We start from the raw sequence: 12,208 nt of genomic DNA on the forward strand, positions 1-12,208 counted from the left end.
GGGTTCCTGCATGATGCGGCAGCCTCTCCGTTATTTTCGGCTTTAGAGAACCGTTTACCTTGCTGGTTGCAGTGGTCGTGAAGCCTTAGCGATGCAAATTATTTTGGCAACCAAACGACTCCAGGCGGGACGTGCCCGCCGGGCCGTACATCATTCAGGGGCCCATTTCGCCCGGCACTGCCCGTGGCAACTCCAATCCTCGCCTGGCACTGCCCGCGGCAACTCCAACACCATCCCGCGCGCAAAAATCACTCCCCGAACAAATCCGGGCTCATCAGATCGATAAAGCGCTCGGCCTGGGGTGAGAGGTAGGCGCCCCGGCGCAGCACCACCCCGTAGGATCGGCTCGGAAAATAGCGGCTCATGTCGCGCACCGCCAGCTGCTTGCGGTCGGTTTCGGTCAGGCAGATGCTGGTGACAATCGATATCCCCATGCCGAGCGCGACGTAGCGCTTGATCACCTCCCAGCCGCCGACTTCCAGGTTTACCCGGAAGGGCAGGCCGTGCTTCTGGAAGACCAGGTCGACCAGCTGGTAGGTGCTGAGCCGGCGCGGCGGCAGGATCAGGCCGTGCGGGCTGATATCGGTCAGGTCGATATCCCGGCGTCGCGCCAGCGGGTGGTCGCGGCTCATGATCAGCGCCGGGTTGAAGTGCCAGATCGGCCGGTAGTCGATGTCGTCGGGTACATCCAGCATTGAGCCGACGGCGAAATCGACATCGTCGTTGCGAATCATGCCCAGGCCGTCGGCGCCAGTGACGTTGTGCAGGTGTACGAAAATACCGGGGTGCTTGCGTCGGAAACGCATCATCAGCGAGGGCAGCAGGTGCAGGATGGTCGACTCACCTGCCGCGACACGGATCTCGCCGGTGTCGAGCGAGCCGTAGCGGCGCTGGAACTCGTCGGGCAGGGCGTCGAGGCGGTCGACCAGCGGGCGCGCCATTTCCAGCAGGGCCTTGCCGGCGGGCGTGAGTTGCAGCCGAGGGCCGTGCCGTTCGAACAGGGAGCGACCCAGTTCTTCTTCGAGTGCCCGAATCTGCTGGCTGACGGACGGCTGGCTCAGGAACAAGCGCTCGGCGGCCGCGGAGACACTGCCTGTTCTCGCCGTCTGGATGAATGCGCGCAGGTGCTTGAGAAGATTGCCTTTGTAGGCCATGGAACGTGCAAAGTGTTCGGTGTGGAGTGTTAAGTATTACATAAAGCAATATATAACATCAGAAGATTTAATTCGACAAATAGTAGCTGAGTGCCTAGTCTTGACTCATCCATACGCCACGGAATGGGTGCCGATGAACAAGCAGTCCCAGCATCACGATCTCGACCAGGCCGAATCCCGGCAACTAACGCTGAGCCGGGAATTGCCCGCGGCGGCGAAACCGCTTTTCTCCAACGGGCTGCGCCGGCTGCTGGTTCGTCTGGGCAGCCGCTATCGCGGTCGGGTCGATGCCTTGCTCGAGGCCCGTCAGGCGCTCCAGGCCCGTCTCGACGAGGGCGCGGTGCCCGATTTTCCCGACGAGACCGCCGCTATCCGCGAGTCCGACTGGAAAGTGGCGCCGATTCCCGAGGACCTTCGAGACCGGCGTATAGAAATCACCGGCCCGGTCGACCGCAAGATGATCATCAACGCGCTCAATTCCGGCGCCAAGGTGTTCATGGCCGACTTCGAGGATTCCTCGACGCCGACCTGGGGCAACATGGTCGATGGGCAGGTCAACCTGTTCGATGCCGTGCGCCGCAATATCGAATTCATCGCCGAAAACGGCAAGCACTATCGACTCGAACCGGATCCGGCGGTGCTGATCGTGCGTCCCCGCGGCTGGCATCTCGACGAAAAGCACGTGCAAGTCGACGGTCGAGCTGTCCCGGGCGGCATATTCGATGCGGCGGTCTATCTCTATAACAATGCTCGTGCGCTCATCGACCAGGGCAGCGGCCCCTACCTGTACCTGCCCAAGCTGGAGAACCGGCAAGAGGCCGAATTGTGGGAACGGGTGCTGACCGATATCGAGGGCGCGCTGGAACTCGAGCCCGGCACCATCAAGGTCACCGTCCTTATCGAGACCATCACCGCGGTCTTCGAGATGGATGAAATCCTGCACGCGCTCAAGAGCCGAATCGTCGGGCTCAATTGCGGACGCTGGGATTATATTTTCAGTTATATCAAGCGTTTCCGGGCGCATGCCGACAAGGTGCTTCCCGATCGCGTGCAGGTCGTTATGACCGTGCCGTTTCTCAGGGCCTATTCACAGCTTCTGATCAAGACCTGCCATCGTCGCGGCGCATTCGCCATGGGCGGCATGGCCGCACAGATTCCCATCAAGGGGGACGAGGCGGCCAACGAGGCGGCCATCCAGAAAGTGCGCGAGGACAAGCAGCGCGAGGCCGGCGACGGCCACGACGGCACCTGGGTGGCGCACCCGGGCCTGATTCCACTGGCAAAGGAAATCTTTGACGAGCAGCTCGGCGACAAGCCCAACCAGCTCCACCGCCTGCGCGACGATGTCGAAGTCAGTGCGGCCGACCTGGTCGCCCCCTGCGACGGGACGATCACCGAGGCCGGCGTCAGGGGCAATATCAACGTGGCCATTCGCTACATGGGCGCCTGGCTGGGCGGGCAGGGCTGCGTGCCGATCAATCACCTGATGGAGGATGCCGCCACCGCCGAAATCGCCCGCGCCCAGCTGTGGCAATGGGCCCGGCACGCCCGCGGCGTGCTCGAGGACGGCCGCGACATCGACCTCGACCTGATTCGCCGCTGGCAGGGCGAGGAGCTGGAGAAGATCCGTGCCGACGTCGGCGACGAGGCATTTTCCGACGGGCATTTCCTGCGCGCGGCCGAATTGATTTACGAAGTCACCGCCGATGACGACTTCGTCGAATTTCTGACCCTGCCGGGCTATGACCGGCTGGACTGAACTGAAAGACCGCCCTTACCGGAGCAAGAGCATGAACAAGGACGTCACCCCGATCATCGAGATGGAACGCGACTGGCTGGAGAACCCGCGCTGGAAGGGCGTGGAGCGGCCGTACGACGCCAACGAGGTCGTGCGCCTTCGCGGCAGCGTCACCATCGAGCACACCCTGGCCCGCATGGGTTCGGAAAAGCTCTGGAAGCTGATGCAGGAAGAAGACTTCGTCAACGCGCTCGGCGCGCTGACAGGCAACCAGGCCATGCAGCAGGTCCGGGCCGGCCTGAAAGCCATCTACCTGTCGGGCTGGCAGGTGGCCGCCGACGCCAATATCGCCGGCCAGATGTATCCCGACCAGTCCCTGTATCCGGCCAACTCCGTGCCGTCGGTGGTTCGACGCATCAACAACACCTTCCAGCGCGCCGACCAGATCCAGTCTGCCGAAGGCAAGGGCGACATCGACTGGTTCGCGCCCATCGTGGCCGATGCCGAAGCCGGCTTCGGCGGCGTGCTCAATGCCCATGAACTGATGAAAGACATGATCGACGCCGGTGCCGCCGGCGTGCATTTCGAGGACCAGCTCGCCTCGGCCAAGAAGTGCGGCCACATGGGCGGCAAGGTGCTCGTGCCGACCAGTGAAGCGGTGCAGAAACTCGTGGCCGCACGGCTGGCCGCCGACATCGCCAACGTTCCGACGATCATCATCGCCCGGACCGACGCCATGGGCGCCAGCCTGCTAACTTCCGATATTGACGAGGCCGATCAGGGCTTCATCACCGGCGAGCGCACGTCCGAAGGCTTCTACCATACCCGGGCGGGTCTCGATCAGGCCATCGCCCGCGGCCTGGCCTATGCGCCTTATTCGGATCTGGTCTGGTGCGAGACCTCGAAGCCGGACCTGGGCGAGGCGAAGCAGTTCGCCGAGGCCATCCACGCCGAGTACCCCGACAAGCTGCTGGCCTACAACTGCTCGCCGAGCTTCAACTGGAGGAAGAACCTGTCCGACGCCGAGATTGCGAAGTTCCAGAAGGAGCTGGGCGCGATGGGATACAAGTTCCAGTTCATCACCCTGGCCGGCTTCCACGCGCTCAATCACAGCATGTTCCAGCTCGCACGCGGCTACAAGGAACGCCAGATGTCGGCTTACGTAGAGCTGCAGCAGGCGGAATTCGACGCCGAATCGCAGGGCTATACCGCCACCCGTCATCAGCGCGAAGTCGGTACCGGCTATTTCGACGAGTTGGCACAGGCGATCAGCGGCGGCCAGTCATCGATCGGCGCACTGTCGGGATCGACCGAAGAAGACCAGTTCGACGACGCCAAAAGCGCCTGAGACCTGAGGAAACTCTGAATCCCGCACGGCTGCTGCGGCAGTCGTGCGGTTACGAGCTCTCGATATCGCCCAGAAAATCGAGCAGCTTGCGTTCGTTGGAAAGATCGCCGTAGAGCACCGAAATCTGTCCGTCCTCGCCCGTTCTCAGCAGCGCGGGCGTGGCGAAAACCGACAGGCTGACCGATTGCTCCGGGTGGGCGAGCAGGTCGATTTCCAGAAGTGAGGACTGTCGTGATACCCCTGCCGCGCGCGAGAGCGAGCAACCGTTCGATTCCGGACCGGGGGCCCTCGGAACCGGCGGCCTCATCAGGGCTGAAACCGGGTCGATGATGAGACAGTGCGGTTCGAACGCCTCGATCAGGCGCTGGATATGAAGAAAATGCTCACTGATCAGGGCCGACCAGGCCGACAGGTCGTAAAAGCGAATCCGGCCGGCGTCGATGTGCGGCTGAAGGTCGATGCCCACGGAAGTCAGGTTGCGCACATTGGGTGCTTCGATTTCGTCGAAGCATACATACAGCGTGCGTTCCTCACGTTCGGCCGCTGCCGCCGCGAAGCTGGCTTCCAGCGTTCTCTTGGTGGTGCCGGGCCGACCGGATATCAGCGTGCTCGAGCCCCGGTAGATTGCGCTTGCAATGCGAATTGCATCCCGCGATACCCTAAGCTCCACCGTAATTAATGTGTCGAGCGTGCCACTTCCCGTAAGCAATTGCAAAGATATTACAATTACTTAATGTAGTGCTCATGCGGTGCCTGCCGCGGGCAGGTCAACTCGGGGCCGGGCGCTTGAAAAGCCCTCACGGCTGCCGCAGTATGATGAGACCAGCAAATGCCACGTACTGCCACAGCCGATGAGCGAAAAGGAACACCATTCAGACCCCAACAGCGGTGAGGGCCTCGCCCTGCAGGAAGCGCGGCCGAAGGTGCGCAAACCGCCGCTCTACAAGGTCGTCATCCTCAACGATGATTTCACCCCGATGGAGTTCGTGGTCGAGGTCCTGCAGCGCTTTTTCAGTCTCTCGCGGGACAAAGCCACGAGCATCATGCTGCACGTGCACACCCGCGGGCGCGGCGTGGCCGGTATTTACACGTACGAAATCGCCGAAACCAAGGTGGTGATGGTCAATGACTACGCTCGTGAGCACGAGCACCCGCTACAGTGCACCTTGGAGGAGACCGATGACTGAGACCGGTCGTGGAATCATCGGCCGAGCTCAGGGTCTGACCATTTTGAAGTCACACGAATTGCCGCACGCGCAAGGTTGCCCAGATGTTCAGCAAGGAACTTGAACTTTCCATTTCGCAGGCCTATCACACGGCCCGCAGCAAGCGACACGAATTCCTCACCGTGGAGCACTTGCTGCTCGCGCTGCTCGACAACGAGTCAGCGCGGGAGGTGCTGCTGGCCTGTGGCGTCGATATCCAGCTGCTCGGACACGAGCTCGATCATGCGCTGAACGAGTCCGTGCCGGTGCTCTCCGAGGGCGATCAGCGCGACACGCAGCCCACCATCGGCTTCCAGCGGGTGCTCCAGCGAGCGCTCTACCACGTGCAGTCGGCCGAGAAGAAGGAAGTGCTCGGCGCCAACGTGCTGGTGGCGATTTTCAGCGAAAAGGACTCACACGCCGTCTATCTTCTGGGCAAGCAGGACATGGCACGGCTGGATGTGGTTAACTACCTGTCGCACGGCATCGCCAAGACCGACGAGACCGGCCCCCAGGCCGGTGCGGAAGCGGCGCAGGCGGCAGAGGGCAGCCCGGAAGACGAGAAGTCGGCGCTGGCCAACTATGCCACCAACCTGAATGAGCGCGCGAAAGCGGACAAGATCGACCCGCTGATCGGCCGGGCGCTGGAAGTCGAGCGCACCATCCAGATCCTGTGCCGCCGGCGCAAGAACAATCCGCTCTACGTCGGCGAGTCCGGCGTGGGCAAGACCGCACTGGCCGAGGGACTGGCGCTGAGGATCGTGCGAGAGGAAGTGCCGGAAGTGCTGCACGATGCCGAAATCTGGGCGCTGGACCTGGGCGCCCTGCTGGCCGGCACCAAGTACCGCGGCGACTTCGAAAAGCGGCTCAAGGCCGTACTCGCCGAACTCAAGGCGCACGAGAAGGCGGTCTTGTTCATCGACGAGATCCACACCATCATCGGCGCCGGCGCCGCTTCGGGCGGCGTCATGGACGCCTCCAACCTGATCAAGCCCGTTCTCGCCAATGGTGAGTTGCGCTGCATCGGCTCGACCACCTTCGAGGAATACCGCGGCGTGTTCGAGAAAGACCGCGCGCTGGCCCGTCGCTTCCAGAAGATCGATATCGTCGAGCCGTCGGTGGGTGAGACCATCGAGATTCTCAACGGACTCAAGTACCGCTTCGAAGAGCATCACGGGGTGACCTACACCCCCGAAGCGCTCGAGGCGGCGGCCCAGCTGTCCTCGCGCCATATCAACGACCGTCACCTGCCGGACAAGGCTATCGACGTCATCGACGAGGCCGGAGCGCGCGAGCGGCTCAAGCCAGAGGACGAGCGCGCCGAACAGATCGGCGTGACCGAAATCGAGGAAGTCATCGCCAAGATGGCGCGTATTCCGCCGCGCCAGGTCTCGCGCTCGGATCGCGATGCGCTCGAGACGCTCGAACGCGACCTCAACATGGTGGTCTTCGGGCAGGACGAGGCGATCTCGACCCTGGCCTCGGCGATCAAGATGTCGCGCTCGGGACTGGCCGACGTGGACCGGCCCATCGGCAGCTTCCTGTTTGCCGGGCCGACGGGCGTGGGCAAGACCGAGGTCACGCGCCAGCTGGCCATGACCATGGGCATCGAACTGATTCGCTTCGACATGTCGGAGTACATGGAAGCGCACACCGTCTCGCGCCTGGTCGGCGCACCCCCGGGCTATGTGGGCTTCGATCGGGGCGGCTTGCTGACCGAGGCGGTTACGCAGACGCCGCATGCCGTGCTGCTACTCGACGAAATCGAGAAAGCGCACCCGGATGTCTACAACCTGCTGCTACAGATCATGGACCACGGCAAACTGACCGACGCCAACGGGCGCACGGCCGACTTCCGCAACGTGATCCTGGTGATGACGACCAACGCCGGCGCCGAGATGATGAGCCGCCGCGGCATCGGTTTCATGCCTTCGGACAACACGACCGATGGCATGGAGGCTATTCGCAAGCAGTTCACGCCGGAGTTCCGCAACCGCCTGGACGCCATAATCCAGTTCCGCTCGCTGCCGATCGAGGTGGTCATGCGGGTTGTCGACAAGTTCCTGATGGAGATGGAAAACCAGCTTGCCGACAAGGGTGTGAGCATCGAGGTCAGCACGGCCGCACGCGAGTGGCTGGCCGAACACGGCTTCGACGAGAAAATGGGCGCGCGGCCGATGAAGCGCATTATCCAGGAGCACATCAAGCGGCCGCTGGCCGACGAACTGCTGTTCGGCGACCTGTCCGAAGGCGGGGAAGTCGAGGTTACTGTCCGCGAGGACGGCAGTGGTCTGGCGCTGGATTGCCGAAGCTCGACGGCTGCAGCACCGGTCGCCGAGTAGGCGGCCGGCCGCGTGATTTATTACTTCATGCGGTAGGTGATCCGGCCCTTGCTCAGGTCGTAAGGCGTCATTTCCACCTTGACGCGATCGCCGGTGAGGATGCGAATGTAGTGCTTTCGCATGCGCCCGGAGATGTGGGCGGTGATGATGTGTCCGTTGTCGAGTTCGACGCGGAACATCGTGTTGGGCAAGGTTTCGAGAATCTTGCCTTCCATTTCGATATGTTCGTCTTTGGCCATAGTCCCTGTGCGAAGTATTAAAACCGCGTTATTTTGACAGCTTCTCAGCCAGACGCAAGCCGAAAAGCCGAAATTCGTGGTTCGCCGGGTCCGTCGGAAATCTTCACGCCAGGGGTTGACAGGAAATCCTGGCCGGCTAAAATGCCGGTCTTTCGCGGGAATAGCTCAGTTGGTAGAGCACAACCTTGCCAAGGTTGGGGTCGCCGGTTCGAGTCCGGTTTCCCGCTCCAGCTCCAAAGAAGGCCCGGGCAGGACCCGGGCCTTTTTCGTCAGGGATGGACTTGGGTTACAATCTGACGCGCATCCGGCCAGGTGGCAGAGTGGTGATGCAGCGGCCTGCAAAGCCGCGTACCTCGGTTCGATTCCGGGCCTGGCCTCCAATTGATTCTCTCTGAAAAAGCCGGCTTGACGCTGGCTTTTTCATGTCGATCGGCGATCTATACCTTCGGTTTCATTGCATCCTTGCTCCGGCCGGAGCGGCCGGTTGCCAGGGCGATGTTGGCCGAACGCATGATCAGGGCGGTCAGTCCGAGGAGCAGGATGATCATCAGGGCGGCCAGCCAGCGCTGGTAGGACTCGGCCCTGTAGACGCCGCCTGAACCGACGCTTTCCATGCGATGCGGCGGGTAGGGCAGGTCGTGCTGGGTGGCAAGGTTGCGGATGCCGGAGAAGTTGATGACCGGCGTGCCCTGTTGCAGGAAGTGGCCCATCACCGAGGGAATGCGGAACGCTCCCGAGGACGCGGTCCTGATCAGGCCGCTGCCGAAATAGTGGTCGATGCTGTTGGGCCCGGTCGTGGCCGTGCCGCCGCCGACGTTGACCAGCGCGGCGATGGGTTCGCCGTCGGCGCCTTCGTTGTAGATGCGGATGCGTTGCGTGACGGCGTCTTCGTAGCTGTCGGGCACAATCAGGTCGATATTGGCCCGCTCCGCCGCCTGACGGATCAGGTCCTGGCCGCCTTCGTCCAGGCCGATACCGCGGTCCTCGATGCCGCCCAGCGTGGCCGCTTGCGCCTGCATGTCGATCAGCTCTGCGTCTCGCAACTCCCGGGCGATGTCCATCCAGGCGAACTCCGGCACGTTGGCGCCCCACTGCGAGGCCGAGCCGGAAATGATGGCCACCGGCTCCACGTCCATTGATTCCAGGGCGGCGTAAACCGCCAGGTTCAGCGCAGGAAAGGAGCCCGATACGGCGACCGCCACGTGATCACCGGGTTCGACACCCGCTTCGGCCAGCAGCCGGATCGCGACCGCGGCCCAGTTCGGGTTGATGGTCGCCTGCTTGGATTCCAGGTCACCGCTGTTCGTGGTAATGGCGGACGATGCGACGCCGATCAGGCCCGAGCGCAGGGGATCGACATCCGGGTTGATCGGCTCGATGCGGCCCCGAACGGGGCGCAGCGTCTCGATACTTTGCTGGACCAGGCGGGAGGCATCGAGCATTTCGTCGTAGTAGTCCGAGGCTTCCTTGCGCGTGAAGGTCTCGACCACGATCAGGGCGGCGATCGCGGCCAGGGCCAGCAAGAGGAGCGCGCTGGTGGGAATCTCGGACGGTCTCCAGTAAAGTTTCTGGCCCTTGGGTATCCCCGGTAGAAACTTTTGCACTCGCGACGAACTCATTCGAACAACTCCTGCAGAACGGTGGTCAGGTCGGCGCGGTTGAGCGCCTGTTCGGCCTCGTAGGTCATCAGGATTTCCGGCATGATCAGTACCAGGATCAGGCGCACCAGTACGGCCGAAACGATCAGGCCGACGAGGGTCTTGATCACGCCCTGGCGTTCGAACCAGATGGCAATCAGGCCGGGAATGATGTAGCCGATAACGCTCAATTCGAAATAGGTGAACTGGGTGGCGCTGCCGCCGGCATCGGTGGACGGAAAACTCAGGACACCGCCCATGCTCAAGTCGATCAGGGAGCCGGACAGGTAGCCGAACAGGATCATCAAGGCGGTCTTGCGGCGCCCGTAAACGACCATGAAGCTCGACAGGGTGCGCACGACGATGAAAGTCAGGTAGGCAGCCAGCAGGGTCATGGCCACGCTCCAGGGCTGCAGCAGTTTCAGCGCGACGTAACCCGGCACGACCAGACCGCCGGCGGCCAGGCCGAACACCTCGACAAGCAGCAAGGTGACGAGAAGGCCGATGCCGATCGACACCGCCAGCAGGTTGAGCAGGATCATAGGGGTTGACTCCGTGATGCCCGGTTGTTGAATTGCCTGGCCAGTTCCGCGCCGCCGCCGTGGACGTTGCACATGCCGACGATCAATGCATTACTGTCGGTGTGTTCCAGCACGGTCTCGAACAGTTCCTGCGGATCGAGACCTTCGGCCACCGTCATGCGGTTCGGCGGTATCCCGGCGCGTACGGCGGCCCTGGCGAACAGCAGGGTTCCGGAACCCATCAACACGTAGTGGTCGGCAGTTGTCCAGCGCCCGGCAACTTCGGCAAGTTGCTGGGAACGCTGCGGCCGGTCGAAGCGACAGTTGACCACGGCCAGCTTGTAGCGGTCCTTGCCGTAGTGATCGACGACCTTTTCCCAGATCATCTCGGTCGAGTCGGGGTCGTTGGCGGCAAAGGCATTGACGAAAATGATGTCGCGACCAAAGAAGTCCACGCTTTGCACACGTGTGGCGCCGACTTCGGGGGGCAGTTGCTGCATGCCGCGCAGGGCATCGCTGCGGTCGACGCCCAGTGCCCGGCACACGTTCAGGGCCAGCGCCACGTTTTCCGAGTGCTCCGCATAGCGAAACGCCGCCATCTCCTCCTGCGTGACGTCCGAGACATCGTCGGCGGTGGTGGCGTGCAGTTCGCTGCCGCGATCCTCGGCTGCAATCCTGAACGTATCGAGATACTCGCGTTCGGCGGTGAACAGCTGGGCGTCATGGGGGACGGTTCCGGCCAGGGCCAGCGCCACGTCCGAGGCCTTCGGGCCCATGACGTCGAGGTGGTCGGCCCGGGCGTTGGTGATCACGCCGTGGGTCGATCGCACCATCTGCCGTTCGGTCAATGCCTGGAAGTGAGGTTGCAACGCCATGCACTCCATCACGATCACCTCGGGCTCGAATCCGACCAGGCGGCGCATGACCCGCATTTGCTCGATGATATTGGGCTGGTTGGGCCGGTGCAGTGGAAAGTCTTCGCCGTCGGGCCCGGTCACCGCCGCGAATGATCCGGTGGTCTTGGAACAGACCCGCTTGCCGCCGGCTCGCAGGCCCGCCGTGATCAAGCGCACGACACTGGTCTTGCCGCGCGTGCCGTTGACGTGCACGCGGATCGGCAGCTTGCGCAAGACGCCCCGGTGGACAAGCGTTTCGGCCACGCCCAAAGCGATGAGAACGGCAAGGATGCTCGCGACCGTAAGGATGGCGTAAGCGTTTGTGATAGCGGCGGCTTCCCTCCACAACTGGGGCTCATGTTAAGGCAGTTGGGCGGCGATTGGTAATCGGCCAGTCTGTTGACACGCCTTCGGTGTACAGCTCTGCTAACATTCCGTGCCAGTGCCCGGATGGCGAAATTGGTAGACGCAAGGGACTTAAAATCCCTCGGTGGAAACACCGTGCCGGTTCGAGTCCGGCTCCGGGCACCAACAAAAACAGGGCTTTCAGCGGTTTAGCCGGTTTTCGTTGGGCGGCTCACGGTTGGCGTGTAGGCAATGTGTAGGCAATCAGCCGCCGAAACCGCCTACATGGCAATTTTCCTACAAGCCCCCGCTCGGCTCTCTGATTGCTCGGGATCGGGCAGGGCGGCATCATGGGGGCCGCGCTGTCGGGACAGTCCTGGCACTAGCCGACCGAGACAGCGCCACGCCCACAAGCCCAGGTGTAGCCATTGGCTCAGTGAACCGGCTAAGGTGGGCATTCTTTCCAACTCATTTAGGGAGCAAGCGTAATGACTGAAAGAGTGCGAGTAATGGCTGACAGTACAGACAGGGTGGCATTTGATCTAGCACAAGCCATCAAGAACGACGAACATGGCAGTTCAAAAGCGGGTCGCGAATACTGGATTCGCCTTTTCCACCAATGCAGAGAAATGGTCCACGGGTCAACACCTGACCGAGTGCTAAAGGACGACTAACCGCGCGGAGCCTCGAACGGAAAAATGGCGGCCGCGCACCCAAACCAAATGCCGCCGCCACTGACGTTATTTCGAGGTCGGGGCAATCGTCAGCACACCCCGTCCGCGC

General features: G+C 62.4%; 10 protein-coding genes and 3 tRNA genes. 7 read left to right on the forward strand and 6 right to left on the reverse strand.

Features of this window, described 5'->3' with window-relative positions:
• Positions 1-248: 248 nt before the first annotated feature.
• Positions 249-1,154 carry a LysR family transcriptional regulator gene (locus tag ACDC66_RS03820; protein WP_376695350.1) on the reverse strand — a complete coding sequence of 302 codons (906 nt, stop codon included), beginning with the start codon at positions 1,152-1,154 and terminating at the stop codon, positions 249-251.
• Positions 1,155-1,287: 133 nt separating this feature from the next.
• On the opposite strand from ACDC66_RS03820, the gene aceB reads away from it, so the two are divergent.
• Together aceB and aceA are read left to right on the forward strand one after the other, a co-directional pair.
• Positions 1,288-2,913 (forward strand): malate synthase A, encoded by a 1,626-nt coding sequence (aceB, locus tag ACDC66_RS03825; protein ID WP_376695351.1) that lies wholly within the window; start codon positions 1,288-1,290, stop codon positions 2,911-2,913.
• Between the two features lie 31 nt (positions 2,914-2,944).
• A complete protein-coding gene (gene aceA / locus ACDC66_RS03830) occupies positions 2,945-4,240 on the forward strand; it encodes an isocitrate lyase (RefSeq protein WP_376695352.1) in 1,296 nt (431 codons plus the stop codon).
• Positions 4,241-4,289: 49 nt separating this feature from the next.
• Here aceA and ACDC66_RS03835 read toward each other — a convergent pair whose 3' ends face one another.
• The gene (locus ACDC66_RS03835; RefSeq protein ID WP_376695353.1) at positions 4,290-4,910 is read right to left on the reverse strand and encodes an ATPase domain-containing protein; all 621 of its coding nucleotides are present in this window, start codon (positions 4,908-4,910) and stop codon (positions 4,290-4,292) included.
• 181 nt (positions 4,911-5,091) lie between these two features.
• Here ACDC66_RS03835 and clpS point away from each other — a divergent pair, with 181 nt between their 5' ends.
• The gene (gene clpS / locus ACDC66_RS03840; RefSeq protein ID WP_376695354.1) at positions 5,092-5,427 is read left to right on the forward strand and encodes an ATP-dependent Clp protease adapter ClpS; all 336 of its coding nucleotides are present in this window, start codon (positions 5,092-5,094) and stop codon (positions 5,425-5,427) included.
• Positions 5,428-5,510: 83 nt separating this feature from the next.
• Entirely contained in the window at positions 5,511-7,787 is a 2,277-nt protein-coding gene (gene clpA, locus ACDC66_RS03845; RefSeq protein WP_376695355.1) for an ATP-dependent Clp protease ATP-binding subunit ClpA, read from the forward strand.
• Between the two features lie 20 nt (positions 7,788-7,807).
• Here the strand turns inward: clpA and infA are convergent, their stop codons facing one another.
• Complete coding sequence (gene infA / locus ACDC66_RS03850; RefSeq protein WP_376695356.1) at positions 7,808-8,026, reverse strand: translation initiation factor IF-1; 219 nt, start codon at positions 8,024-8,026, stop codon at positions 7,808-7,810.
• 154 nt (positions 8,027-8,180) lie between these two features.
• Between infA and ACDC66_RS03855 the strand changes: the two genes are divergently transcribed.
• Both ACDC66_RS03855 and ACDC66_RS03860 read left to right on the forward strand, forming a co-directional pair.
• A tRNA-Gly gene (locus tag ACDC66_RS03855) sits at positions 8,181-8,256 on the forward strand.
• Between the two features lie 76 nt (positions 8,257-8,332).
• Positions 8,333-8,406 (forward strand) — tRNA-Cys (locus ACDC66_RS03860).
• Between the two features lie 57 nt (positions 8,407-8,463).
• On the opposite strand, the gene pgsW is transcribed toward ACDC66_RS03860, so the two are convergent.
• From pgsW to pgsB, 3 genes are read right to left on the reverse strand one after another with little or no spacing between them, the layout of a single operon-like run.
• Entirely contained in the window at positions 8,464-9,645 is a 1,182-nt protein-coding gene (gene pgsW, locus ACDC66_RS03865) for a poly-gamma-glutamate system protein (protein WP_376695357.1), read from the reverse strand.
• Complete coding sequence (pgsC, locus tag ACDC66_RS03870; protein WP_376695358.1) at positions 9,642-10,205, reverse strand: poly-gamma-glutamate biosynthesis protein PgsC; 564 nt, start codon at positions 10,203-10,205, stop codon at positions 9,642-9,644. The genes pgsW and pgsC overlap by 4 nt, the downstream gene beginning before the upstream one ends.
• The gene (gene pgsB, locus ACDC66_RS03875; protein WP_376695359.1) at positions 10,202-11,428 is read right to left on the reverse strand and encodes a poly-gamma-glutamate synthase PgsB; all 1,227 of its coding nucleotides are present in this window, start codon (positions 11,426-11,428) and stop codon (positions 10,202-10,204) included. Before pgsB ends, pgsC begins: the two co-directional genes overlap by 4 nt.
• A 96-nt stretch (positions 11,429-11,524) precedes the next feature.
• Between pgsB and ACDC66_RS03880 the strand changes: the two genes are divergently transcribed.
• Positions 11,525-11,611, forward strand: a tRNA-Leu gene (locus tag ACDC66_RS03880).
• The last annotated feature ends 597 nt before the right edge of the window (positions 11,612-12,208 follow it).

This window comes from Wenzhouxiangella psychrophila (genome assembly GCF_042310375.1).
In the GTDB taxonomy this organism is placed as follows: Bacteria; Pseudomonadota; Gammaproteobacteria; order Xanthomonadales; family Wenzhouxiangellaceae; genus Wenzhouxiangella.

Excerpts from the sequence above, each read along its gene's own strand:
- clpA (WP_376695355.1), top strand. The coding sequence starts at position 5,511 with ATGTTCAGCAAGGAACTTGAACTTTCCATTTCGCAGGCCTATCACACG.
- pgsW (WP_376695357.1), bottom strand. The coding sequence starts at position 9,645 with ATGAGTTCGTCGCGAGTGCAAAAGTTTCTACCGGGGATACCCAAGGGC.
- infA (WP_376695356.1), bottom strand. The coding sequence starts at position 8,026 with ATGGCCAAAGACGAACATATCGAAATGGAAGGCAAGATTCTCGAAACC.
- aceB (WP_376695351.1), top strand. The coding sequence starts at position 1,288 with ATGAACAAGCAGTCCCAGCATCACGATCTCGACCAGGCCGAATCCCGG.
- aceA (WP_376695352.1), top strand. The coding sequence starts at position 2,945 with ATGAACAAGGACGTCACCCCGATCATCGAGATGGAACGCGACTGGCTG.
- clpS (WP_376695354.1), top strand. The coding sequence starts at position 5,092 with ATGAGCGAAAAGGAACACCATTCAGACCCCAACAGCGGTGAGGGCCTC.
- ACDC66_RS03820 (WP_376695350.1), bottom strand. The coding sequence starts at position 1,154 with ATGGCCTACAAAGGCAATCTTCTCAAGCACCTGCGCGCATTCATCCAG.
- pgsC (WP_376695358.1), bottom strand. The coding sequence starts at position 10,205 with ATGATCCTGCTCAACCTGCTGGCGGTGTCGATCGGCATCGGCCTTCTC.